Consider the following 22,414-nt stretch of genomic DNA (forward strand, 5'->3'; position numbering starts at 1 on the left):
ATGTCAGCACCTGCCCCGCCCCGTTTCGCGGGGCCGCTCATCGGCCTGGCGACGGCGGCCGCCGCACTGGGAGCCGCACAGCCCGCCGCCGCACTGCTGCGGGTTTCGCCGCCGGTGACGGTGGTGGCCGACGCGGTGGTGGACCACAGCCCCTTCGGGCTGGTGGCGTGGGCGATCTCGGTGTTCGGCGCGGCCGACAAGGCGGTGCTGGTCGCGGGGGTCCTGCTGGTGCTGGTCGCGGTGGCCTGCGCCGCGGGCGGACCCGCCCTGCGCCGACCGGCCGCGGGGTACGCGGTCCTGGGCGCGGTCGCACTGGCGGGTCTGGCCGCCGCCTGGCTGCGCCGCACCGACGACCCGTGGGCCGCGGTCCCCGTCCTGGTGGCCGCGCTGGCCGGCGCCCTGGCCCTGGCCCTCCTGCGCCGCACCCTGCCCGCCGCGTCCCCGGCCGCCCCTGCGCCCGCCGACGCCGCGCCCGTGGACGCGGAGCCCGGGAACGCCGAGCCCGGCACCGGTGCGGACACCGCGCCGGGCGGCCCGGGGAGGCGCACGGTGGTGGCGTCCGCGGGGGTGATCGCCGCGGGAGCGGTGGCGGGCGGGGCCGGACTGTGGCTGCCATCCCTGTCGGGCCGGACCGGCGGACCCGGGGCGCTGCGGCTGCCGGCGGCCGCCGAACCGCTCCCGGCGCTCGCGCCCGGCACGGACCTCGGGATCCCCGGGCTGTCCCCCTTCTTCACTCCCAACGACGACTTCTACCGGATCGACACCGCCCTGACCGTCCCCCGCCCGGACGCCTCCCGGTGGCGGCTGCGGGTGCACGGCATGGTCGACCGCCCCTTCGAGATCACCATGGCCGAACTCCTCGACCTGCCCCTGGTCGAGGCCGACATCACCCTGACCTGCGTCTCCAACCGGGTCGGCGGCGACCTGGCCGGCAACGCCCGCTGGCTGGGGTACCCCCTGGCCGACCTGCTGCGCCGCGCGGGGGTGCACGCCGGCGCCGACCAGATCCTGGCCACCTCCCACGACGGCTGGACGTGTGGAACCCCCACCGAGGTCGTCATGGACGGCCGCGACGCGCTGCTCGCGGTGGGCATGAACGGCGCTCCCCTCCCCCACGAACACGGCTTCCCCGTCCGCACCGTCGTTCCGGGCCTGTACGGGTTCGTGAGCGCCACCAAGTGGGTCACCGACCTGAAGCTCACCCGCTTCTCCGACGAACAGGCCTACTGGGCCGACCGCGGCTGGGCGGAGCGCGGACCGGTCAAGACCATGTCGCGGATCGACGTCCCCGGCGACTTCACCCGGGTCCCCGCCGGGGACGTGGCCGTCGCCGGGGTGGCCTGGGCCCAGCACACCGGCATCGACGCGGTGGAGGTCCGGCTGGACCGGGGCGAGTGGTCCACCGCCGAACTCGCGCGGGTCCCCGGCATCGACACCTGGGTCCAGTGGGTCACCGAGGTCTCCGTCGAGCCCGGCATGCACGCGCTGGAGGTCCGCGCCACCGACGCCACCGGGTTCACCCAGTCCCACGTCGAGGTGGAGACCATCCCCGACGGCGCCGAGGGCCACCACTACCTGAGGTTCACCGCCGAGTAGCCCCCGGAAAAAAATCCGGTCCGGGACCCATCCGCCCCCCGTCCGGCTCCGAATACCCCATGTGACCACGAGAACGCAGGACACCGGGGACCGGATCCGCAGGAGAGGGCGGCTCCTCCCCGGCGCGTGCGTGGGCGCGGTGACCGTGGCGGCCTGCGCGGCCGCCGGAGAACTGGCCGCCGCGCTCCTGGGAACACCTTCCCCCGTGGTCGCCGTCGGTGACGCCGTCGTCGACAACACCCCCCAGGCCCTGACCGAGTGGGCGATCGCGCTGTTCGGGACCTCCGACAAGGTCGTGCTGCTCTCGGGCATCGTCGTCACCCTCCTGGGAGCGGGAGTCGTGCTCGGGGTGGTCGCGCTGCGGCGGCCGTCCCTGGGCTACGCGGGCCTGGCGGTGTTCGGCGCGGCGGGCGTCACGGCGGTGTTCGTCGGCCGCGGCGGCGATGTGAGGACCGTGATCCCCGTCCTCGCCGCCGTGGCCGTCGGCGCCCTGTGCCTGGCGGTACTGCTGCGCGCCGCCCGGCGCGCGCGACCGGCCGGACAGGACCCCGGCGACGGGGCCGCGCCCGCCGGCCCGGTCGAGCACCGGCCGGGACGCCGCGCGTTCGTGCTGACCTCCCTGGGGATCGCCGCCGGGGCGGGGGCCGCCGGAGCCCTGTCCCGCCTGGTACCGGGGTGGATCGGCGGCTCCGGAGGGCCGGAGTCCGTGGTCCTGCCCGCCGCGGCGCGACCGCTCCCGCCCCTGCCCGCGGCGACCGAACTGGGCGTTCCGGGACTGACCCCGTTCGTCACCCCCGACCGCGTCTTCTACCGCATCGACACGGCGCTGACCGTTCCCCGGCCGGACGCCTCCCGGTGGCGGCTGCGGGTGCACGGCATGGTCGACCGCCCCTTCGAGATCGCCATGGACGAGCTCCTGGACCTGCCCCTGGTCGAGGCGGACATCACCCTGACCTGTGTCTCCAACCAGGTGGGCGGCGACCTGGCCGGCAACGCCCGCTGGCTGGGGTACCCCCTGGCCGACCTGCTGCGCCGCGCGGGGGTGCACGCCGGCGCCGACCAGATCCTGGCCACCTCCCACGACGGCTGGACGTGTGGAACCCCCACCGAGGTCGTCATGGACGGCCGCGACGCGCTGCTCGCGGTGGGCATGAACGGCACCCCGCTCCCCCACGAACACGGCTTCCCCGTCCGCACCGTCGTTCCGGGCCTGTACGGGTTCGTGAGCGCCACCAAGTGGGTCACCGACCTGAAGCTCACCCGCTTCTCCGACGAACAGGCCTACTGGGCGCAGCGCGGCTGGGCCGTCAGGGCCCCGATCCGCACCATGTCGCGGATCGACGTGCCCGCGCCGCTGGCCCGGGTCCCGTCCGGGGAGGTCGTCCTGGCCGGGGTGGCCTGGGCCCAGCACCGGGGTGTGGACGCCGTCGAGGTGCGCGTCGACGGCGGGCCCTGGGCCGACGCCGAACTCGCCAAGGTCCCCGGCATCGACACCTGGGTCCAGTGGGTCGCCGAGGTCTCCGTCGGACCCGGCCGCCACGACGTCGAGGTCCGCGCCACCGACGCCACCGGCGCCGTGCAGACCTCCGAACGCGCCGAACCCATACCGAGCGGGGCCACCGGATGGCACCGGATCGCGTTCACCGCGACCTGAGGCCCGGCGCACCGCACGATTTCCCACCGATCCCACGGTTCTCGAGAAAAGAAGAGTCAAAGGAGATAGAGATGATCCGCAAGAGCATGCTCGCCGGTGCCGCCGCCGTTCTGGCCCTGGGTCTGACCGCGTGCAGCGGTATGGGCGAGGAGGAGGCCCCCGCCGAGGGCGCCGCCACCGAGGAGAGCACCGACCAGGGCACGGACAACGGCGGCGGGGAGATGACCGAGACCGCGGGCGAGAACTTCGGACCCGGCTGCGAGGCCGTCCCGGCCGACGGCGCGGGCAGCTTCGAGGGCATGGCCCAGGACCCGGTGGCCACCGCGGCCTCCAACAACCCGGTGCTGTCCACACTGGTCACGGCGGTCACCGAGGCCGACCTGGTGGACACGCTGAACTCGGCGGAGGACATCACCGTGTTCGCGCCCACCAACGACGCCTTCGAGAAGATCCCGCAGGAGGACCTGGACGCGCTGCTCGCCGACCAGGAGCAGCTCACCGAGGTGCTCACCTACCACGTGGTCGAGGGCCGCCACGCGCCCGCCGACCTGGAGGACGGGACGTTCACCTCGCTCCAGGGCGGGGACGTCACCACCGAGGGCGCCGGCGAGGACTTCACCGTCAACGGGGACTCCAAGGTGGTCTGCGGCAACGTCCAGACCGCCAACGCCACCGTGTACATCGTCGACACCGTGCTGATGCCGGAGTAGTCGGCACGACTCCCGGACGGCCCGCGAGCGTAGGCCGGGTCGTCCGGGCTCTTCAGGGCCGCGCCGGACGGCGCGGCCCGCCATCGCGGCAGGGAGGACCGGATGGATCACGACGCGGCGCACCCGCACGGCCCCCGGGCCGTGGAACCGGAAGCGGTGCCCGGGCCCGAACACACCCTCGCCGACCTCCTGGGGCGGGTGGCGCGCGGCGACGAGGCCGCGTTCGGGGAGGTGTACGACCGGGTCGCCCCGTCGGTGTACGGACTGGTGCGGCGGGTGCTGCGCGACCCGGCCCAGTCCGAGGAGGTGGCCCAGGAGGTCATGGTGGAGGTGTGGCGCACCGCCTGCCGCTACGATCCCCGGCGCGGAACCCCGCGGGCGTGGCTGATGACCCTCGCCCACCGGCGCGCGGTGGACCGGGTGCGCTCGGAGGAGGTCGGCGCGGCCCGGGAGGCGCGGGCGGCCGCCGCCGAGGCGGACCGCCCCTACGACGAGGTCGCCGAGGAGGTCACCGACCGCCTGGAGCGCGAACGCGTGCGGCGCTGCCTGGACACGCTCACCGAACTCCAGAGGCAGTCGGTACGGCTGGCCTACTACGGCGGCTACACCTACCGTGAAGTGGCGAGGCTTCTGTCCACTCCGCTGGGCACGATCAAGACGCGGATGCGCGACGGCCTGATCCGGTTGCGCGACTGCCTGGGGGTGGAGTGGTGAACCGGAGACTGCGGCAGGACCCGCACACCCTGTCGGGGGCCTACGCCCTGAACGCCCTGCCCCCGGAGGAGACGGTCCGGTTCGAGGACCACCTGGCCCGGTGCGACTCGTGTGTGCAGGAGGTGCGCGGGTTCACCGAGACGGCCGCACTGCTGGGCGAGGCGGCGCGGACCCGGCCCCCGGAGGGGCTGCGCGCCCGGGTGATGGCGGAAGTGGCCCGCACCCGCCAGCTGGCCCCGCCGCCCGACCGGCTGGCCGAGCCCGTCCGCCGGTGGTGGACACGCGGGTCGACATGGGTGGTGGCCGCCTGCCTGGCCGTGGCGGTCGCGCTGGGCGCGGTGGCCTGGGAGCAGGCGCAGCGCATCCGGGACCTCCAGGAGAACGAGCGGCTGGTGGCCGCGGTGCTGTCGGACCCGGGCGCGGAGTACACCACCGCCGAGCCCATGGAGGGCGTCTTCGTCGCGGCGGTGTACTCCGAGGCGCACGGCAGCCTGGTGTTCAGCGGCCACGGCCTGGAGCCGCTGGAGGACGAGGACTACCAGCTGTGGTTCACGCGGGCCGACGGCTCCGTGTACTCGGCCGGGGTGCTGCCGGTGGACGACCAGGGCGTGGTCGCCCCGGTCCCGGCCGCCCCCCGGGGCGCCGACACCGAGGGGGTCGCGGTGACCGTCGAACCGCTCGGCGGTTCCGAGCAGCCCACCTCCGAGCCCATCATGGCGATGCCCATCCGGGGCTGAGGGGCCCGGCGGCCCGGGGACGGTTCACTCGACGGTGACGTCCTCGGGCCGGGGCAGGTCCCGCATGACCGGGGAGAGGCTGAACAGCGCGGCCAGCCCCGACACCACGGCCATGGACAGGAACACCCAGTTCGGCCCCGCGGCGTCGAACACCAGGCCCACGCCGAGGATCCCCACCGGCTGGGACACCAGGCACATGAACGTGACCGCGCCCAGCACCCGGCCCTGGTACTCGTCGGTGACCGACGCCGCGATGTAGCCGTAGAACACGGCGTTCACGCACGGGACGATCGCGAACACGCAGCCGACCAGCAGGCCCAGGGACAGCACGTTGGGCGCGACCACCAGCGCGAGCGCGCACACCGGGGCCGACCAGGCGGCGGCCAGGAACGTCGCCGAGGGCCGCACCAGCTTGATGACCGGCCCGGCCGCCAGTGCTCCGACCAGGCCGCCGGCGCCGGCCAGGGACACGGTGAGGCCGATCTGGAAGTGCCCCGCCCCCTGGCTCTCGGCGGTGGCGATGAGCGCCAGGAAGGCGCCGGTCTGGGTGAAGGCGACGTTGAAGCCGACGATCCACATCAGCATCGGCCGCAGGATGGGGTGCCGGGCCAGGAACACGAAACCGCCCACCATCCCGCGCAGCGTCCACGGTTCACGGGCGCGGTACCCGGACGCCTGCATGGGGCGCCGGATGAACAGCACCAGCGCCGCCGACACCAGGTAGGCCAGCGCCTCGGCCAGGAACGGGAAGGCCCGGCCCAGGTTGAACAGGAACCCGGCGGCGGGCGCGCCCAGCGCGCTGGTGCTGAAGAAGCGGATCTGGTTCTGGGCGGAGGCGTCCGCCACCTGCGGCGGAGGCACCAACTGCTTGATGGCGGCCATGGCCACCGGGTTGGAGACGCCCATGAGCGCGGAGGAGCACACGGCGACGGTGATGATGACCGGGAAGGTGGTGTTCCCGCCGAGCAGCACGATCCCGAACACCCCGAGCAGGACGAGCCGCCCCAGGTCGCAGCAGAGCAGGACGGCGCGCCGGTTGGAGCGGTCGGCGAGCGAGCCTCCGACGACGGCGGCGACCATGGTCGTGACCACCTGGGCGGCACCGATGATCCCGGCCTGGGACGCGGACCCGGCGAGCATGAGGCACAGCAGCGGGTAGGCGACCTCTCCGCTCTCCTTGCCCAGCCCGGCGAAGAACCGGCTGGTCCACAGGGCCTGGAAGTCCCGGTTGCGGATGAGCGGGGGCGGGTCGGCCGCGATCGGGGGCGGGGCCTCCGCGGCGGCCGGGCGGGGTCCGCGCACCGCGGGGGCCGGGAGCGCGGGGACCGGCCCGGCGGGCGGCGGTGCGTCCGCGCCGGGGAGCGGAGGGCGGTCGGCCGTGCCGGGCACGGGGGAACGCCGGACGGTGAGAGCGGGGTGAAAACGGAGTTGGTCCGCCGCCATGGTGATCGACTCCCCTGAGGGTCCCTCCGGTACCGGGGATGACGCGATGCCGGCCTGTTCTGCTCGATGGGCGCGTGCGGGGCCGCCTACGGGGCGGCCGGCACACACCGTCTCCGGGGTCAGGGAAGCCTCCCCGGGGGCTGCCCGGGGGGTGAGGTCGTCATACCGCCATTATGCTTGCGTTCCCAACATTAAACGTCTTTCCGGTGTCGGTTCGCGCACATCGGTGATTCCCGCCGGAAACCTTCTCTCCGCAGGTCGGAAAAGGTCTTCCCGGCGGCGGACGCGCCTCCTGGAGCCCCCATAACACAGGGCTTCCCGACGTGGCCACGTCCGGCCACGGACCTCCGGGAAATCGGCCCGGAATCCTCTTGACCGGAGAGTGGGAACTCCGTTCATGTGTACCGCGAAGAAACCCGTGAGAATGCAGGTGCACGTGAAATACGTGCTCTACATGGGAAAAAAGAGAAAAGAGAACCGCGTGGGGCTCCTGGGTGAGAACCCCACGCGGTGGCCGTGCCGGGGCGGTAGCCCCGGGTGCGGTCAGTCCCGCCGCTCCCCGGAGCGGCGTCCGCCGGCGGAGCGCCGCCCGCGGCGCGCGGGCCGCTGCCCGGCCGCGGCCGCCTCGACCGTCCACGGGGTGCGTTCGAGGTAGGCCACCACGGCCGCCCCGGCCAGCGATCCGCCCGCGACGAGCAGGTACGACAGGGTCCACCCGCCGGTCAGCTCCGAGAGCAGGCCGAACAGCAGCGGGCCGCCCAGGGCGACGCCGCTGCCCACCCCCTGGACGAACCCGGACAGCGAGGCCGAGCCCCGGGCCGTGGTGGCGCGGGTGTTGACCATGGTCATGACGACCACGAACAGGCTCGTGCCCAGGCCCAGGAAGCACGTCCACAGCGGGGCCAGCCAGGCCGGGCCCGCGGCCAGGCCCAGGTATCCGACGGCGTACCCGGCCACGCCCAGCGCGACGATCGGGAACGTGTCGGCGGCCCGGGCGGTGGCCGTCGGTGCGACCAGTCCGAACAGCAGGCTCACCCCGACCATGAGGGACACCATCGTCCCGGCGTAGGCGGAGGTGTGCCCGGCGTCGGTGAGCAGCGTCGGCAGCCAGGTGAACAGGGTGAAGACGTTCCAGGTGACCAGGCCGAACAGCAGTGCCATCCGCCATGCCATGCCCACCCGGTACAGCGGGCGGGCCAACTCGGGCCCCTGATCGGCGCGGGCGGTACGGCCGGTGCCGCGCCCGTCCGGGAAGGCCCACCGGGCGATCCAGAGAAGGCCCGCGACCAGGGCGATGACGGCCCAGGAGCCCAGCGCGACCCGCCAGCCGAAGGCCTCGGCCAGGGGCACCGCCACCAGCGGCGGGAACAGGGCGCCGAGGTGGATGGCGACCATCTGGACCGTGCTCAGCGCGGCCAGCCGGTCGGGGAAGTACTGCTTGATCAGCGGGGGCAGCACGACGTTGCCCAGGGCGGCACCGGTGAGCGCCACTGCGGTGAGCAGCAGCAGGGTGCCGGTGCCGGGGGCGAAGGCGCGCAGCGCCTGCCCGGCGGCGGTGAGGAGCATGCTGAGCACGACCGTGGCCTCGGAGCCGATCCGCCGCATGATCAGCGGCGTGACCAGTCCGAACACGGCGAAGGCGATCAGCGGCAGTGTTCCGAAGACACCGACGACCGTGGCGGTGAACCCGAACTCCGCGGAGATCGTGGTCAGCAGGGGTGACAGAGAGGTGACCACCAGGCGCAGGTTGAGCGCCGCGCAGGCGATGGCCACGAGGGCGAGGATGCGGCCCCGGCGGGCTGTGGTGGGCGCCGGGGCGGGCCGTACCGACGGTCGGTCGGCGACGGCCGTCATCGACGAGGGTGACATAACGGCGACGGACGTCCCTTTGTTCAGCGGTGGTGCGGCGTTGCACCAGAGCCAGGCCGACCGGCGAGCGTCATCGCCTGCCTCCGAAGGGTCTCTTCTCGGGCGAGCCAAATACGACCTTGTCGCCTAAATGTTAGGCATAGCTCGGCTGTATACACAACTTTCCGTACTTAATACGGGTAAGATGCACATATGGCTGATCTCGACGAACTTGATACGGCGATCCTGGCCGAACTCCAGGCGGACGCACGGAAGACCAACCGCGATGTGGCCGCCGCGGTGGGCGCCTCGCCCACGACGACCCTGGACCGGACCCGCGCGCTGCGGGAGAGGGGTGTGATCCGCGGCTCACTGCTGGACGTGGACCTGGAGCTCATCGGCCGCCCGGTGCAGGCGCTCATCACCGTGAGCGTGGACAAGCCCTCGCGGCACAACATCGAGGCGTTCCGCGACTGGGTGCGCTCGCTGCCGGACACGCTGTCGGTGTTCGTGACCTCCGGCAGCGAGGACTTCCTCATCCACGTGGCGCTGCCGGACAACAACAGCCTCTACGCGTTCGTCATCGACAAGCTCACCGAACGCCCCGAGGTGGCCGACGTGCGCGCGTCGATCGTGTTCGAGCACCTGCGCAACGACCGCATCGCCCCCACCAACGCCCGCGCCCGCCGCCGGGCCTGAGCCCGGCCCCGCACGGCCGCGCCACCGGCGGGCGGCGGGCGGAAGGGGCCGGCGGGCGGGCGCGAGCCCGGGAGGGGCCGGGAGTAGGGTGGGCGGCCTTGCCCGCCACCGAGACGAAACCTCCATGACTCCTGTGATCGTGGCCGCGGTGCTCCTCGCCGCGCTGCTGCACGCCGCCTGGAACGCCATCGCCCACGGCATCACCGACCGGCTCCTGGGCTTCGCGCTCATCGGCCTGGGCGGCATGGTCCCCACCCTGCCGCTGCTGTTCGTGGTCGGCCCGCCGCCCCGGGAGGCCTGGCCGTTCCTGGCCGCCTCCGTGCTCACCCACCTGGTCTACTTCGGCCTGCTGATGGTCTCCTACCGGAGCGGCGAGTTCGGGCAGGTGTACCCGCTGGCCCGCGGCACCGCCCCGTGGGTGGTGGCGCTGGTCGGGGTGACCCTGCTGGGGGAGGCCGTGTCCGCGCCCCACCTGCTGGGGGTGCTGGCCGTCTCCGCCGGGCTGATGACCCTCGTGTTCGCCGGCGGGCGCCCCTCCCGGGCGCAGCTGACGGCCCTGCCCGCCGCGTTCGCCACCGGCCTGGCCATCGCCGCGTACACCGTGGTGGACGCCTACGGGGTGCGCTTCACCCAGGACCCGCTGGGCTACATCACGTGGATCATGGTCCTCCAGGGACCGGTGTTCTTCCTGGTGGCGGCGGCCACCCGGCGGGGCAGGCTGCTCCGGCAGCTCCGGCCGGTGTGGAAGGTCGGGCTGGCGGGCGGCGCCATCAGCGCGGCCGCCTACGGGATCGTGCTGTGGGCGCAGCTGAGCGGCGCCCTCGCGGGGATCGCCGCGCTGCGCGAGACCAGCATCGTGTTCGCGGCGCTGCTGGGCAGCCTGCTGTTCAAGGAGCGCTTCGGGGCGGTGCGCGTCGCCGCCTCCGCGATCGTCGTCTGCGGGGTCCTGCTCCTGGCGTCCTGAACGGGATTCGGCCGTCCGCCTCCCCGGGCTGGTCCGCGGCCGGTCGCCCTCGTATCGTGTCCGTGTGACCGACGTCTCAACGGAGTCAGACGCCGTCCGCCACCACTGGCAGGGCCTGGGCCTGCCCGGGCTCGTGGACGTGCACACCCATTTCATGCCCGACAACGTCCTGCGCAAGGTGTGGTCCTACTTCGACGCCCTGGGCGGGTACTGGCCCATCACCTACCGGGACGACGAGGAGGCCAGGGTCGCCCGGCTGCGGGGGTTCGGCGTGCGGCGGTACACCTCGCTGTTCTACGCCCACCGCCCCGGCATGGCCGCCTGGCTCAACGACTGGGCCGCCGGGTTCGCCGCCGGCCACCCCGACTGCCTGCACAGCGCCACCTTCTACCCCGAGCCCGAAGCGCGCGACTACGTCCCCGCCGCCATCGCCGCGGGCGCCCGCGTGTTCAAGGCCCACGTGCAGGTCGGCGGCTACGACCCGCGCGACCCCCTGCTCGACGGCGCCTGGGGCGCGCTCGCCGACGCCGGGGTCCCCGTCGTGGTGCACTGCGGGTCCGGACCGCAGCCCGGCGAGCACACCGGGCCGGGCCCGTTCGGGGAGGTGCTGCGCCGCCATCCCGGGCTGACCGCGATCATCGCCCACGCCGGCTCCCCCGAGTACACGGCCTTCCTCGACCTGGCCGAGCGGTACCCCGGCGTGCACCTGGACACCACCATGGTGTTCACCCGCTTCACCGAGCGGAAGGCCCCCTTCCCCGCGGACGGGTACCCCCGGCTCAAGGACCTGGCCGACCGCGTCCTGCTCGGCACGGACTACCCGAACATCCCCTACCCCTACGTGGAGCAGCTCGACGCCCTGGCCGGCCTCGGCCTGGGCGACGACTGGATGCGCGGCGTCCTGCACGACAACGCCGCCCGACTGTTCGACCTCTGACGCGCCCGCACGGCGCGGAGCCCGCACGACGCAGAGAAAGGCCGCCATGGAACTCGCGCTCACGCCTTTGGAGTTCGCCCGCCGGACCCGCAGGCTGCACCCCGACCGGCTCGCGGTGGTCGACCGCGGCCTGCGGCTGACCTACGAGGAGTTCTTCGACCGCTGCGACCGGTGGTCGTCGGCCCTCCAGGGGATGGGGGTGTCCCCGGGCGACCGGGTCGCCTACATCGCGCCCAACACGCACGCCCAGCTGGAGTCGTTCTACGCGGTGCCGCAGCTGGGGGCGGTGCTGGTGCCGGTGAACTTCCGGCTGACCGCCGAGGACTTCGTCTACATCGTGAACCACTCCGGCGCGAAGGTGCTGTGCGCGCACGCCGACCAGCTGGACGCGGTCGACGGCGTGCGCGACCGGATGCCGGGGGTGGAGCGGTTCGTCGCGCTGGAGGGCGCCCGGGAGGGGTGGGAGGACTACGAGGCGCTGGTCGCGGGGGCGGACCCGGCGTTCGACCGGCCCGGGATCGACGAACACCGGCTGCTGACCATCAACTACACCTCGGGGACCACGGCCCGGCCCAAGGGCGTGATGATCACCCACCGCAACGCGTACATGAACTCGGTGGGCACCCTGCTGTACGGGCGGATCGGCATCGGCGAGTCCTACCTGTGGACGCTGCCGATGTTCCACGCCAACGGGTGGACGTTCACGTGGACGGTGACGGCGGCGGCCGGGGTGCACGTGTGCCTGCCGGCGATGGACCCGGCGACGGTGTTCGAGCTCATCCGCACCGAGGACGTCCGGTGGCTGTGCGCCGCCCCGACCGTGCTCATCATGCTCGCCAACACCCCCGACGGCGTGCGCGGCGAGGTGCCGGCCGGGGTCCACGTGTTCACGGCGGGGGCCTCCCCGGCGGCGGCCACCATCGAGCGCCTGGAGGACGGGTTCGGCTGGACCGTCACCCACGTGTACGGCCTGACCGAGACGGCGCCGTTCATCACCGTCTGCGAGCCCCGCGCCGAGCACGCGGGGCTGCCGCCGCGGGAGCGGGCCGCGGTCAAGGCCCGGCAGGGCGTCGAACTGATCACCTCCGGCGAACTGCGGGTGGTCGGCGAGGACGGGAACGAGGTGCCCTGGGACGGCAGGACGGTCGGCGAGATCACCGTGCGCGGCAACGTGGTGATGAAGGGGTACTACAACGACCCCGAGGCCACCGAACGCGCCATGGGCGACGGGTGGTTCCACAGTGGCGACGCCGCCCTGGTGCACCCGGACGGGTACGTGGAGATCCAGGACCGGCTCAAGGACGTCATCATCTCCGGCGGGGAGAACATCTCCTCCGTCGAAGTCGAGGGCGTGCTGCTGCGCCACCCGGCCGTCCTGGAGGTGGCGGTGTTCGGCGTCGCGCACGAGAAGTGGGGGGAGTCGCCGCGCGCCGCGGTGGTGCTGCGCGAGGGCGCACGGGCGACCGAGCAGGAGATCATCGACTTCGCCCGGGACAACCTGGCGCACTTCAAGGCGCCGACCAGCGTGGAATTCGTGGAGGCGCTGCCCAAGACGGCCACCGGCAAGATCCAGAAGTTCGTCCTGCGCGGCGGGGCCTCGGCGGTCTCGCGCCAGTGAGGCGGCCCGGTGTCCCCCGCCCCCGCTCTTCGGAGGCGGAGGACACCCCGGGGATTCAGCCCTGCGGAGGCTCCGACAGGACGAACCCGGCACCGAAGGGGTCCGCGCAGACCGCGATGCGGCCCGCGCCGAGAGTGTCCTCGGGGCCCGTGTAGACCTGTCCGCCTCCGGCGCGGACGGCCTCCAGGGCCCTGTCGGCGTCGGCCACCCGGAAGACCGGGTTCCATTCGGCCGAGCCCTCGGTGTCGTCCACCCGCTCGGGGGGCAGGGCCACGATGCCGCCCTGGTCGCGGTCGCGACCGGCCCCGGCGGGTGTGATGGCGCGGTAGCGGCCGTTCCAGGCCGACCGGGGCGAGTCGGCGTAGCTCCAGCGGAACAGCTCCCGGTAGAAGTCCTCCGAGCCGTTCCCGTCGGGGGTCCACAGCTCCACCCGGCAGAGGGACCCGTGGGTGTCGGCGCGCTGCACGCCGGGGAACCCGATGGGGTTCCAGACCGCGAACCGGCCGCCCTGCGGGTCGAAGAACTGGGCGGTGCGGCCCAGCCGCAGCACGTCGAACGGCTCGAACAGGACGGTGCCGCCCAGGCGTTCGACGGCGGGGACCGTGGAGTCCACGTCGGGGTCGTGGAAGAAGACCGTCCACGCGGGGTGCTCGCCCTCGCCGAGGAGGGGGCTGAGCCCGGCGACCTTGTCCTCGTCGAGCTGGAAGCACAGGTAGCCGGCGGCCTCGGGGCTGTCCTCGATCGCCTTCCAGCCGAAGACCCGCCGGTAGAAGGCGGCCGAGGCGTCGGTGTCGGGCGAGGACACCTCGACCCAGCAGGGCGACCCGGGCAGGAAGTCGGTCGTGATCATCTGGTCCCCCCTCGTGGACACGTCATTCCCGAGTGTGGACCGTCCTCCCGGCGCCCCGGGGATGGCGGCGGCAAAGTCTCGCACAACTCACCGCAATCACCCGAACACGGTTTCGATCCCCGGGGCGGTGGTCCCGGGCGGCGTCAGTGCTTGAAGTGGACGAACAGGCGGCCGAAGTTCTTGGAGTCCTTCTCGACGCGGTGGTAGCGGGCCTTGACGTCCTTGCGGTCGAGAAAGCGCAGCACCCGCTTCTTGAGCTGGCCCGACCCCTTGCCCGGGATGATCTCCACGGTCTTGGCGCCCGTGCGCTCGGCCTCGTCCATGATGTCCGCGAGGGCGCGGTCGATGTCGCGCCCGCGGTTGAAGATGTCGTGCAGGTCGAGCTTGAGCCGCATGGCCGCCTCCGTCCGGTCACCCGGGATCATACGTGTTCGCGCTCGCGCCGGCCCAGGGCCCACCAGGCGCCCGCGGCGGTGGCGGCGGCCAGCGCGGCGGCGGCGCCCAGGGTGAGGGCGTCCGGGGCGACCACCGACTGCCCGCGCAGGGCCTGCCAGGTGAGCAGGGCGAGCAGGCCCGTGTAGGCGCCGGAGGCGACAAGGACCAGCCGGGTGCGCAGGGCGTCGTCGGCCAGGCGGGGGTAGCGGTCGGCGAGGGCGATCAGCCCGAACGCGAACAGGACGATCACCTGGAGGCCGTGCAGGCCCACGAAGTGGGCGACGCGCAGGTCGCCGGCCACCGTGCTCCAGCCGACGAGCGGCAGGCCGGGCCCGCCGTCGGGCATCCCGACGGTGTGCGCGCCGATCACGTCCGCCGACCCGCCCTGCTGGAGGGTGACCATCTGTTCGGCGGTCGGCGAGGTCATGAAGAAGGCGACGGCCATCCCCGCGAGGGCGATCGCGAGGGAGGCGCGGACGGCGGCGGTGACGGAGCGCTCGCCCAGGCGCTGGACCAGCAGGATGACCCCGATGGCGAAGGTGGCGACCCAGACCGTGACGATCATGGACGCCATCAGCGAGTAGACGGCGCTGTCGAACTCCGTGGCGTTGTTGAAGTGGCTGGTCCGGCCGCGCACCGCCTGGAGGGTGATGGCGACGAGCTCGCCGGTGACCATCACGGCGACGACCGTCCCCAGCCACCAGCCGGTGCGGCGCCACACGGTGAGCAGGGACAGCAGCCAGGCGAGGGTCACGTTGTAGACCGCGATGGAGACCGCGAACTTGGCGGGCTTGAGCCAGACGGGGTCGCCCGTGACGGTCCTCCCGTCGAGGAGGAGGCCGGGGACGGCCACCAGCAGTACGGCCGCGCACAGGAGCGCGGTCAGGGTGAGCGGTCGGTGCAGGTCGATGACGGTGCGGAGGGTGGTCTTCGGGGGGTTCATGGGATACTCCTCATGGATACCAGTGCTATCCAGTGCAGATACCAACACTATCCACTATCCATATGGATCGCACAAGAGCCCCCGGGAGACGGGAGACAGGAGAAGATGGCCGCATGCGCATCGCCGAACTCAGTGAACGGTCCGGAGTCCCCATCCCGACCATCAAGTACTACCTGCGGGAGGGCCTGCTCCCCCGCGGTGAGGCCACCGGCCGCAACCAGGCCCGCTACGGCGACGAGCACCTGAGCAGGCTGCGCCTGGTGCGGGCGCTCACCACCGTCGGCGGCCTGTCCGTCGCCACCGTCCGGGAGGTCCTCGCCGAGGTCGGCGAGCCCGACGTCGGACTGCACTCCAAGCTCGGCCTCGTGATGCGCCGGCTGCCCCTGGTCGGCGACGACATCGAACCGCGGGAGGAGGACCGCGAACGCGCCCTGGCCCTCGTCACCCGGCGCGGCTGGCACTTCTACCCGGACCACCCCGCGCTGCACGCGCTGGCCGTGGTCCTGGCCGGGCACCGCGAGGTCGGCCACTCCGTCGGCGACGCCGACCTGGACCGTTACGCCGAGGCGGCGGAGGGCATCGCCGCCGTCGACCTGGACCGCATCAGCGGACTGCCCGCGACGGAGGAGGTACTGGAGGGCGCCGTCGTCAAGACGGTGCTCGGCGACACCCTGCTGACGGTCCTGCGGCGCCTGGCCCAGGTGGACGAGTCCGCCGCGCGCAACCTCGACGGCGCCGGGCGCCGGGCCGCGCGGGGGGGCTGAGGGCGCCCGTCACACGCCGGCCGACTCCGGGAAGCGGTCGCCGAACGCCCGGTGCACCGCGCCGTCGCGGTCCAGGATCGCGAACACCACCCGCGCGAACACCCCGGCGTAGTCCCCGTGCAGGTGCTCGGCGAAGGCCGCCGCGACCTCCTCCGGGCGGTTGCCGAACACACCGCACCCCCAGGCGCCGAGCACGAGCACGTCCACCCCGTGGTGGGCGGCCACGGCCAGCACGCCCCCGGCCCGGCGTGCGAGCACCCGGGGGATCGGCCCGGCGCTCTCGACCCCGTTGCGCTCGACCATCCGCCGGTTGGGCGCGGCGCAGGTGAGGAACCCGACCGCCGGCGGCTCCGCCAGCCGGTCGCCCCGGTCGTCGCACAGCACCGGCACCCGCGGCGACCAGATCACCCTGTCGCTGTACAGCAGCGACCGCTCCGCCCTGTGGTGCTCGTAGAACTCCGGGCACCGGATCAGCGAGGCGTACAGCGCCGTGGACCTGGCCAGGCTCTCCTCCTGGGCCCGTGCGCCGTTGGCCACGCCTCCGCCCGGGTTGCGCGCCGAGGCGAAGTTGAGCGCCGCCACCCCGCCCTCCCCCGCCAGGCGCAGCAGCGCGGCCAGCGTGCTCTCCCCGGTCACCTCGAACCGGGTGTCGTGGCGCGCGGCGGGCACGGGCAGCGCCGCGATGTCCTCGGGCAGGTGGTGGCGGGTGCCCTCCCGCATCGCCGCCAGGTCGGCCGACAGGTCGACCTCCCGGTCGCCGACGCGGTACCGCTCCGCCTCGAACGCCCGCTTCGTCTCCGCCCAGATCCCCCGCAACCGCTGTGACACGGGCCCTTCCCTCCTCGTCGATGGACAGGGACGTTAGTGCGCGGCGGCCCGGCGGGTCCACCGGATAAACGGCCGGTCCGTAAACCCCTGGACCGGCGCACCCAGCCCGGCCAGGATGCGGTCATGAGCACGGAACAACAGAGGGGGATGGCCCCCCGGAGGCTGGTACGGGCCTCCAAGTACATCGCGCGCGTGCTGCGCCACGACCCCGGCCGGGCCGGGGTGCGGCTGGACCCCCAGGGGTGGACCTCCGTGGACGCCCTGCTCGCGGGGCTGGGCCGGGCGAACGTCCGGCTCTCCCGGGCGGAGCTGGACGAGGTGGTGGCCGGCAACGACAAGAAGCGGTTCGAGTTCAGCGCCGACCGCACCCGGATCCGCGCCCGCCAGGGCCACTCGGTACCCGTGGACCTGGGGCTGGCGCCGGCCGTGCCGCCGGAGGTCCTCTACCACGGGACGGTCGGCCGCTTCCTGCCCGCGATCACCGCCGAGGGCCTGCGCCCGATGAACCGGCACGACGTGCACCTGTCCCCGGACCAGGAGACCGCGGCCAGGGTGGGCGCGCGGCGGGGCAGGCCGGTGGTGCTCTCCGTCGCCGCCGGGCGCATGCACCGGGACGGCCACGGGTTCCGGGTGACGGGCAACGGGGTGTGGCTGGTCCCGGCGGTGCCGCCCGAGTACCTGTCCGCACCGCCGGCGGCGGCCCCCCGCTAGGGCTTGTCGGCGCTGAAGATCGCCGTCCCCGGGATCATGCGTCCGCGCACCGGGCCCCAGCCGCCCCACACCCGGTCGTTGCCCGGGGGCCATTCGGGCTCCACCAGGTCGCCCAGCACCAGGCCGGCCCCGGCGATCCCGCGCACCCAGTCGCCCACCGTGTGGTGGTGCTCCACGTAGACCGCGTTGCCGTGGTCGTCCTCCTCCACGTACGCGCGGCGGTCGAAGTACGACTGCCGGACCGTGAACCCGTGCTCGGTGGGGTCGTCCGGGAAGCTCCACCGGACCGGGTGCGTCACCGAGAACACCAGCCGCCCGCCGGGGCGCAGTACCCGGGCCGCCTCCGCCAGGGCGTCGTCGGCAGAGGGGACGAAGGGGAACGCCCCGAACGAGGAGAACACGGTGTCGAAGGCGGCGTCGGCGAACGGCAGCCGCTGGGCGTCGGCCTGCACCACGGGCAGGCGCAGCCCCAGCTGCTCGTCGATGCGCCGGGAGTGCTGGAGCTGGCGGAACGACAGGTCGAAGGAGACGACCTCGCCGACCCCCTGGGCCCGCAGCCACCGGCCGCACTGGCCGGCTCCCCCGCCGATCTCCAGGACACGGCGCCCGCGCAGGCCGTCCAGGCCGCCCAGGAGTCCGGCCTCGGCCTCGGTCAGGCCCTCCGGGCACCAGACGAAGTCGGCGTCGCCGAGGAACCCGCCGTGGTCGGCCTGGTAGGCGTCGGCGGCCCCGTCCCACCACGAGCGCCCGGCGCGGGCGCTCTCGTCGGCGTCGACGGGGCGGCGCTCCACGCGTCCGGGCGCCGGGTAGTCGTCGTGTTCCTGCACGTGTCCCCCTGTGGTCGGCGGCCGTCGGCCGGCGTCAGCCCACATCCTCTCGCGGGCGGTCCCCGGAGGCCGCCGCCGCGGAGGCCGAGGCCGGGCCTTCGGGGCCGTCCGAAGCGTCCGGGTCCCCCGCCGCCCCGGCCTCGCGGGCCTCGCTCAGCTCGCGGCGCATCAGGAAGACCCACCCGCCGATGGCGACGAGCGTGAACACCCACCACTGGACGGCGTAGGACAGGCTCATCCCGGAGTCCAGTTCGCGCACCTCGACGCGTTCGGGGGCGGGGTCGGGCACCGGGTCCTGCGCGGTCAGGTCGGCGTACCCGCCGTAGACCGGGTAGGGCAGCCCCTCGGCGATCGCCGGGACGTCCGCCACGAGCAGCTGCCCCTCGGGCAGGTCGTCGCGGTTGCGCAGCCCTGTGTTCTCCTCGGTCTCGGAGAAGTGCAGGCGCCCGGTCACCTCGACGGTGCCGGAGGGGGCGGGCGGGATCTCCGGGGTGTCCAGGGCGGTCTCGCCGCGCGGGATCCAGCCCCGGTTGACCAGCAGCGCCGGGCCCTCCTCGGTGACCAGCGGGGTCAGCACGTGGAAGCCGACACCGCCGGAGCCGTCGCGGTTGCGCAGGAGGATCTCGTGCTCGGTGTCCCAGGTGCCGGAGGCCTCGACGGCACGCCACCGGTCGGCGGGGTCCACGTCGCCGCCGACCTCGATGAGCTCGGCGACCGGGACGGGGTCGGCGGCCAGGTTGCCCTGCTGGAGCTCGACGGACGCGCTGCGCTGTTCCCAGCGGTCCAGCTGCCAGAAGCCCAGCCAGATGAAGGAGGGCACGATGACGAGGACCAGCGCGTGGAACGCCAGCATGCGTTGGGAGAACAGGACTCTGCGCACGTCTTCGAGGGTATGAGACGGTTCCGGGCGCCCCGCACCGCCCCGCCCGCACCGGGCCCGGCCGGACCTTGGCGTCCGGCCGGGCCCGTGTCCCGCCGTTCTCGTCCCCCGTTCGCGCTACTCCGTGTCGGTGGTGGCGGCGGCCTTGCGCTTGCGGGCGAAGTACAGGCCCGCACCGCCGGCGCCGACGGCGGCGATGCCCGCCGCGACCAGGCCGGTCAGGGCGCCACCGGTGAGGGGAAGCTCACCGCCCGCCTGCTGGACGGGGGCGGGCCGGTCGTCGGAGGAGGGCTCCTCCTCGTTCTTGTCCTCCTCGCGGGGCTTCTCGGGCTTGGGCTCCTGCGGGGTCTCCTCGCCCGGCTCCTCCGGCTCGGCGGGCTCCTCGGGGGTCTCCTCGCCCGGCTCCTCGGGCTGCTCGGGCGCGGGCTCCTCGGAGATGATCTCCATGCAGGAGGCCTCGGCCAGGCCCAGCACGCCGATGGCGTTGCCGCAGATGTCGACGGCGGCGTCGACCGGGACGACGACCTGGTTGCCGGAGGCCACGCCCCCGGAGCCGTCGGTGGTCGCCTCGGGGGCGCCCTCGTTCTCGGGGGCGGCCTGGATGATGTTGATGATGGTGGTGCACTTGGAGCTGGCGCCGCCCAGGATCGCCACCGAGTTGCCGCAGATGTTGATGGCGGCTTCGACGGGGACCACGATCTGGTTGCCGGAGGCCACACCCCCGGAGCCGTCCGTGGAGTAGGTGCCGTTGCCGGACTCCTCCTCCAGGACCTCGACGACCTCGACGCACTCCGCCTTGGAGATCCCGCCGACGGCGACGGCGTTGCCGCAGGCGTCCACGGCCGCCTCGACCGGGATGACGATCTGGTTGCCGGAGGCCACGCCCCCGGAGCCGTCGGTGGAGGCGCCGCCGCCCTGGCCGCTGGCCTCGTAGAGGACCTCGGAGACCTGGGTGCACTTGGCCGCGGAGATGCCCAGGACGGCGAGCGAGTTGCCGCACAGCCCCGCCTCGATGTCGACGGGCACGACGACCTGGTTGCCGGAGGCGATGCCCCCGGAGCCGTCGGTGGTGGTGTCCGCGAAGGCCGCGGCGGCCGGGACGAAGGCGAGGCCGGCGGCGACGGCGGTGGCGAAGGAGTAACGGAGTGTGTTGCGCATCTGGTGCGGCCTTTCGACGCAGGAAACCTGGGGATGCACGCCGTCGTGGCGTTGGGCCGTGGGGGCGGGTCCGGTCCGCGGTGTGCGCGGGGCGCCCGGGTGGCGCACGGTCCCGCCGATCGGCGGCGCGGGCCCGTCACCGGCACTGGGGCGGTGGAACGGCGGGGTGGCCCGCGTGGCGTCGCGGTTGCGTTCTTCGCGAACCGGCAACGGACCGAAACGTTAGCAAGCCCGGGAAGGAACACAAGCACTTTCCGGAAATGTTTATCCACACCCCCGGCACCCTGAGTGATCACGATAACACCATATGAAATCAGTGCAGATCAGAGGCTCTTGAGTGCACACACAGAGAGAAAGAACGGACACGTTGGGTGATTCTCCAGGCGAAAAAAGTTCTCCGTGAACCCGCTCGACCAAACCACTAAGCAACTTAGTCGATTGGCCTCAGAGGCGCCTCAACCCGTGCGCGGTGAATTCAGAAGAATGGGATTGATATCCCTTTTGAGAGAAAAGACGGGGAACGGCGCCGAAGACCGACCCCGCCACCCCCTCCGCCCGTTCACACCCCCACGAAAACCCCTTGAGCCCCATCGGGCAACCCTCGCCACAGAAGCCGCAGAACATGACAAAACTCCTGGTCACGGGCGCGTACCCTGAACCCGGAGGGCCGCCCCCGAGCGCGGGCCCGACATGTCGAACCCGGCACGCGAACACGCTTGGAAATAATCTGAACACGAACAGTATTCGCCGGTGACGGGCGGCACGGGGTCTCCGATTCGCGCGCACCGGCCAACCGGAGACGCATGACGCGCGTCCTGACCCTCAGGACACGCCCCCCGTTTCCCCCGCCCCTTCTGGAGCACGCATGCAACCCGCACACATCCGCCCCCGCGCGCGCACGACCCTGCCGCTCGGGGCCGCAACGCTCGTCCTCCTGCTCGTCGCCGCCTGTTCCTCCGCCGACGAAGAACCGGAACAGCTCCAAGGGGCGGCCGGCGGCGAGCCCTCGTCCTCGCCCAGCGCCAGCCCCGAGCCGCAGGCCGCCGCCGAACCGTTCACCATCGCCTTCGGCGGCGACGTGATGTTCGAGGGCATGCTCCGCCCCCGCCTGGACGACCCGGCGACCGCGCTCGACCCCATCTCCGAGCACCTGTCCGCGGCCGACCTGACCATGGTCAACCTGGAGACCGCCATCACCGAGGGCGGCACCCCGGCCCCCGGCAAGGAGTTCCTCTTCCGGGCGCCCGCGTCCGCCCTGGACGCCCTGTCCGAGGCGGGCGTGGACGTGGCCACCGTCGCCAACAACCACGGCATGGACTACGGCCTCGACGGCCTGGCCGACACCCTCTCCAACGGCGAGGCCTCCGACGTCGCCCTGGTCGGCGCCGGCAACGACATCGAGGAGGCGTACGCCCCGCACGTCGCCGAGGTCAACGGGCAGACCGTCGCCATGTTCGGCGCCACCGACGTGCTCGACGACCACCTCATGGCCGAGTGGACCGCGGGCGAGGGCAAGCCCGGCATGGCCTCCACCAAGGGCGAGATGAAGCAGCACATGCTCGACGCCGTCGCCGAGGCCGCCGGGCAGTACGACAACGTCGTGGTGTTCCTGCACTGGGGCCTGGAGGGGTCGCACTGCCCGCTGCCGCACGCGCCCACCCTCGCCCAGGAGCTGGTGGACGCCGGCGCGACCGCGGTCGTCGGCGGACACGCGCACGTGCTGTCCCCGGGCGGGTTCCTCGGTGACTCCTACGTCCACTACGGGCTGAGCAACTTCGTGTTCTACAACTTCAGCGGCCCGACCGCGGAGACCGGGGTGCTCACCCTCACCTTCGACCAGGGTTCGGTCACCGGGGCCGACTGGCTGCCCGCGCAGATCCAGGGCGGCGTGCCCGTCCCCTACGAGGGCGCCGCGGCCGACACCGCCGCGCAGACCTGGATTGACATGCGCAACGAGTGCGGCCTGCCGCTGACCGACTCCCCCGCCTGATCCGCGGCCCCCGGGCGTGCGCCCCCCCCCCCCCCGCCGCCCCGCCCCGGCGCGGGGGGAGCAAACCGCGGGGGGCGGCCCCCCCAGCCCGGCGGGGCCCACGGCGAT

Annotated in this window: 21 protein-coding genes; 12 read left to right on the forward strand and 9 right to left on the reverse strand. The window is 73.3% G+C overall.

What is annotated here, in order from left to right:
- The 5 genes from ACFVNO_RS19265 to ACFVNO_RS19285 all read left to right on the forward strand — a co-directional run bounded on the left by ACFVNO_RS19265 (window position 1) and on the right by ACFVNO_RS19285 (window position 5,411).
- Window positions 1–1,596 (forward strand): molybdopterin-dependent oxidoreductase, encoded by a 1,596-nt coding sequence (locus ACFVNO_RS19265; RefSeq protein ID WP_378894253.1) that lies wholly within the window; start codon window positions 1–3, stop codon window positions 1,594–1,596.
- A gap of 52 nt (window positions 1,597–1,648) precedes the next feature.
- Window positions 1,649–3,250: a molybdopterin-dependent oxidoreductase gene (locus ACFVNO_RS19270; protein ID WP_378894293.1), complete on the forward strand. Its 1,602-nt coding sequence runs from the start codon at window positions 1,649–1,651 to the stop codon at window positions 3,248–3,250.
- Between the two features lie 71 nt (window positions 3,251–3,321).
- A complete protein-coding gene (locus ACFVNO_RS19275) occupies window positions 3,322–3,960 on the forward strand; it encodes a fasciclin domain-containing protein (protein WP_355257854.1) in 639 nt (212 codons plus the stop codon).
- 102 nt (window positions 3,961–4,062) lie between these two features.
- Window positions 4,063–4,674, forward strand: a complete 612-nt coding sequence (locus tag ACFVNO_RS19280; protein WP_355257857.1) for a sigma-70 family RNA polymerase sigma factor — start codon at window positions 4,063–4,065, stop codon at window positions 4,672–4,674.
- Window positions 4,671–5,411: an anti-sigma factor gene (locus tag ACFVNO_RS19285; RefSeq protein ID WP_355257860.1), complete on the forward strand. Its 741-nt coding sequence runs from the start codon at window positions 4,671–4,673 to the stop codon at window positions 5,409–5,411. The genes ACFVNO_RS19280 and ACFVNO_RS19285 overlap by 4 nt, the downstream gene beginning before the upstream one ends.
- A gap of 24 nt (window positions 5,412–5,435) precedes the next feature.
- Here the strand turns inward: ACFVNO_RS19285 and ACFVNO_RS19290 are convergent, their stop codons facing one another.
- Window positions 5,436–6,713 (reverse strand): MFS transporter, encoded by a 1,278-nt coding sequence (locus ACFVNO_RS19290; protein ID WP_355257956.1) that lies wholly within the window; start codon window positions 6,711–6,713, stop codon window positions 5,436–5,438.
- Between the two features lie 684 nt (window positions 6,714–7,397).
- On the reverse strand, window positions 7,398–8,723 hold the full coding sequence (locus tag ACFVNO_RS19295; RefSeq protein WP_355257863.1) for an MFS transporter: 1,326 nt from the start codon (window positions 8,721–8,723) through the stop codon (window positions 7,398–7,400).
- A 192-nt stretch (window positions 8,724–8,915) separates the two neighbouring features.
- On the opposite strand from ACFVNO_RS19295, the gene ACFVNO_RS19300 reads away from it, so the two are divergent.
- From ACFVNO_RS19300 to ACFVNO_RS19315, 4 genes are all read left to right on the forward strand, one after another.
- Complete coding sequence (locus ACFVNO_RS19300; RefSeq protein ID WP_220564230.1) at window positions 8,916–9,401, forward strand: Lrp/AsnC family transcriptional regulator; 486 nt, start codon at window positions 8,916–8,918, stop codon at window positions 9,399–9,401.
- A gap of 124 nt (window positions 9,402–9,525) precedes the next feature.
- On the forward strand, window positions 9,526–10,365 hold the full coding sequence (locus ACFVNO_RS19305; protein ID WP_355257866.1) for an EamA family transporter: 840 nt from the start codon (window positions 9,526–9,528) through the stop codon (window positions 10,363–10,365).
- A gap of 64 nt (window positions 10,366–10,429) precedes the next feature.
- Window positions 10,430–11,302: an amidohydrolase family protein gene (locus ACFVNO_RS19310; RefSeq protein ID WP_355257869.1), complete on the forward strand. Its 873-nt coding sequence runs from the start codon at window positions 10,430–10,432 to the stop codon at window positions 11,300–11,302.
- Between the two features lie 46 nt (window positions 11,303–11,348).
- Entirely contained in the window at window positions 11,349–12,920 is a 1,572-nt protein-coding gene (locus ACFVNO_RS19315; protein ID WP_355257872.1) for a long-chain-fatty-acid--CoA ligase, read from the forward strand.
- A 55-nt stretch (window positions 12,921–12,975) separates the two neighbouring features.
- Here ACFVNO_RS19315 and ACFVNO_RS19320 read toward each other — a convergent pair whose 3' ends face one another.
- From ACFVNO_RS19320 to ACFVNO_RS19330, 3 genes are all read right to left on the reverse strand, one after another.
- Complete coding sequence (locus ACFVNO_RS19320) at window positions 12,976–13,770, reverse strand: VOC family protein (RefSeq protein ID WP_355257875.1); 795 nt, start codon at window positions 13,768–13,770, stop codon at window positions 12,976–12,978.
- Between the two features lie 143 nt (window positions 13,771–13,913).
- Window positions 13,914–14,165 carry a Smr/MutS family protein gene (locus ACFVNO_RS19325; protein ID WP_220564166.1) on the reverse strand — a complete coding sequence of 84 codons (252 nt, stop codon included), beginning with the start codon at window positions 14,163–14,165 and terminating at the stop codon, window positions 13,914–13,916.
- A 26-nt stretch (window positions 14,166–14,191) separates the two neighbouring features.
- On the reverse strand, window positions 14,192–15,148 hold the full coding sequence (locus ACFVNO_RS19330) for a hypothetical protein (protein WP_378894265.1): 957 nt from the start codon (window positions 15,146–15,148) through the stop codon (window positions 14,192–14,194).
- Window positions 15,149–15,261: 113 nt separating this feature from the next.
- Here ACFVNO_RS19330 and ACFVNO_RS19335 point away from each other — a divergent pair, with 113 nt between their 5' ends.
- Entirely contained in the window at window positions 15,262–15,912 is a 651-nt protein-coding gene (locus ACFVNO_RS19335; RefSeq protein ID WP_355257881.1) for a MerR family transcriptional regulator, read from the forward strand.
- A 9-nt stretch (window positions 15,913–15,921) separates the two neighbouring features.
- Here ACFVNO_RS19335 and ACFVNO_RS19340 read toward each other — a convergent pair whose 3' ends face one another.
- Complete coding sequence (locus ACFVNO_RS19340; RefSeq protein ID WP_378894269.1) at window positions 15,922–16,740, reverse strand: TIGR02452 family protein; 819 nt, start codon at window positions 16,738–16,740, stop codon at window positions 15,922–15,924.
- Window positions 16,741–16,887: 147 nt separating this feature from the next.
- Between ACFVNO_RS19340 and ACFVNO_RS19345 the strand changes: the two genes are divergently transcribed.
- Window positions 16,888–17,451, forward strand: coding sequence for an RNA 2'-phosphotransferase (locus ACFVNO_RS19345; protein WP_378894296.1), 564 nt, complete (start codon window positions 16,888–16,890; stop codon window positions 17,449–17,451).
- Here the strand turns inward: ACFVNO_RS19345 and ACFVNO_RS19350 are convergent.
- The 3 genes from ACFVNO_RS19350 to ACFVNO_RS19360 form a co-directional block, all read right to left on the reverse strand.
- Window positions 17,448–18,278 (reverse strand): class I SAM-dependent methyltransferase, encoded by an 831-nt coding sequence (locus ACFVNO_RS19350; protein ID WP_355257887.1) that lies wholly within the window; start codon window positions 18,276–18,278, stop codon window positions 17,448–17,450. The two genes, ACFVNO_RS19345 and ACFVNO_RS19350, sit on opposite strands and share 4 nt — an antisense overlap.
- Before the next feature lie 34 nt (window positions 18,279–18,312).
- Window positions 18,313–19,158 (reverse strand): SURF1 family protein, encoded by an 846-nt coding sequence (locus tag ACFVNO_RS19355; RefSeq protein WP_378894271.1) that lies wholly within the window; start codon window positions 19,156–19,158, stop codon window positions 18,313–18,315.
- 117 nt (window positions 19,159–19,275) lie between these two features.
- Complete coding sequence (locus ACFVNO_RS19360) at window positions 19,276–20,316, reverse strand: chaplin family protein (protein WP_378894274.1); 1,041 nt, start codon at window positions 20,314–20,316, stop codon at window positions 19,276–19,278.
- Between the two features lie 865 nt (window positions 20,317–21,181).
- Between ACFVNO_RS19360 and ACFVNO_RS19365 the strand changes: the two genes are divergently transcribed.
- On the forward strand, window positions 21,182–22,306 hold the full coding sequence (locus ACFVNO_RS19365) for a CapA family protein (RefSeq protein ID WP_355257896.1): 1,125 nt from the start codon (window positions 21,182–21,184) through the stop codon (window positions 22,304–22,306).
- Window positions 22,307–22,414: the final 108 nt, after the last annotated feature.

Source organism: Nocardiopsis sp. NPDC057823, from assembly GCF_042797335.1.
In the GTDB taxonomy this organism is placed as follows: domain Bacteria; phylum Actinomycetota; class Actinomycetes; order Streptosporangiales; family Streptosporangiaceae; genus Nocardiopsis; species Nocardiopsis changdeensis.

Bases quoted from the DNA above. Each gene is read 5' to 3' on its own strand.
- ACFVNO_RS19265 (WP_378894253.1), top strand. From the start codon at position 1: ATGTCAGCACCTGCCCCGCCCCGTTTCGCGGGGCCGCTCATCGGCCTG.
- ACFVNO_RS19275 (WP_355257854.1), top strand. From the start codon at position 3,322: ATGATCCGCAAGAGCATGCTCGCCGGTGCCGCCGCCGTTCTGGCCCTG.
- ACFVNO_RS19280 (WP_355257857.1), top strand. From the start codon at position 4,063: ATGGATCACGACGCGGCGCACCCGCACGGCCCCCGGGCCGTGGAACCG.
- ACFVNO_RS19295 (WP_355257863.1), bottom strand. From the start codon at position 8,723: ATGTCACCCTCGTCGATGACGGCCGTCGCCGACCGACCGTCGGTACGG.
- ACFVNO_RS19300 (WP_220564230.1), top strand. From the start codon at position 8,916: ATGGCTGATCTCGACGAACTTGATACGGCGATCCTGGCCGAACTCCAG.
- ACFVNO_RS19305 (WP_355257866.1), top strand. From the start codon at position 9,526: ATGACTCCTGTGATCGTGGCCGCGGTGCTCCTCGCCGCGCTGCTGCAC.
- ACFVNO_RS19315 (WP_355257872.1), top strand. From the start codon at position 11,349: ATGGAACTCGCGCTCACGCCTTTGGAGTTCGCCCGCCGGACCCGCAGG.
- ACFVNO_RS19320 (WP_355257875.1), bottom strand. From the start codon at position 13,770: ATGATCACGACCGACTTCCTGCCCGGGTCGCCCTGCTGGGTCGAGGTG.
- ACFVNO_RS19325 (WP_220564166.1), bottom strand. From the start codon at position 14,165: ATGCGGCTCAAGCTCGACCTGCACGACATCTTCAACCGCGGGCGCGAC.
- ACFVNO_RS19330 (WP_378894265.1), bottom strand. From the start codon at position 15,148: ATGAACCCCCCGAAGACCACCCTCCGCACCGTCATCGACCTGCACCGA.
- ACFVNO_RS19335 (WP_355257881.1), top strand. From the start codon at position 15,262: ATGCGCATCGCCGAACTCAGTGAACGGTCCGGAGTCCCCATCCCGACC.
- ACFVNO_RS19345 (WP_378894296.1), top strand. From the start codon at position 16,888: ATGGCCCCCCGGAGGCTGGTACGGGCCTCCAAGTACATCGCGCGCGTG.
- ACFVNO_RS19360 (WP_378894274.1), bottom strand. From the start codon at position 20,316: ATGCGCAACACACTCCGTTACTCCTTCGCCACCGCCGTCGCCGCCGGC.
- ACFVNO_RS19365 (WP_355257896.1), top strand. From the start codon at position 21,182: ATGCAACCCGCACACATCCGCCCCCGCGCGCGCACGACCCTGCCGCTC.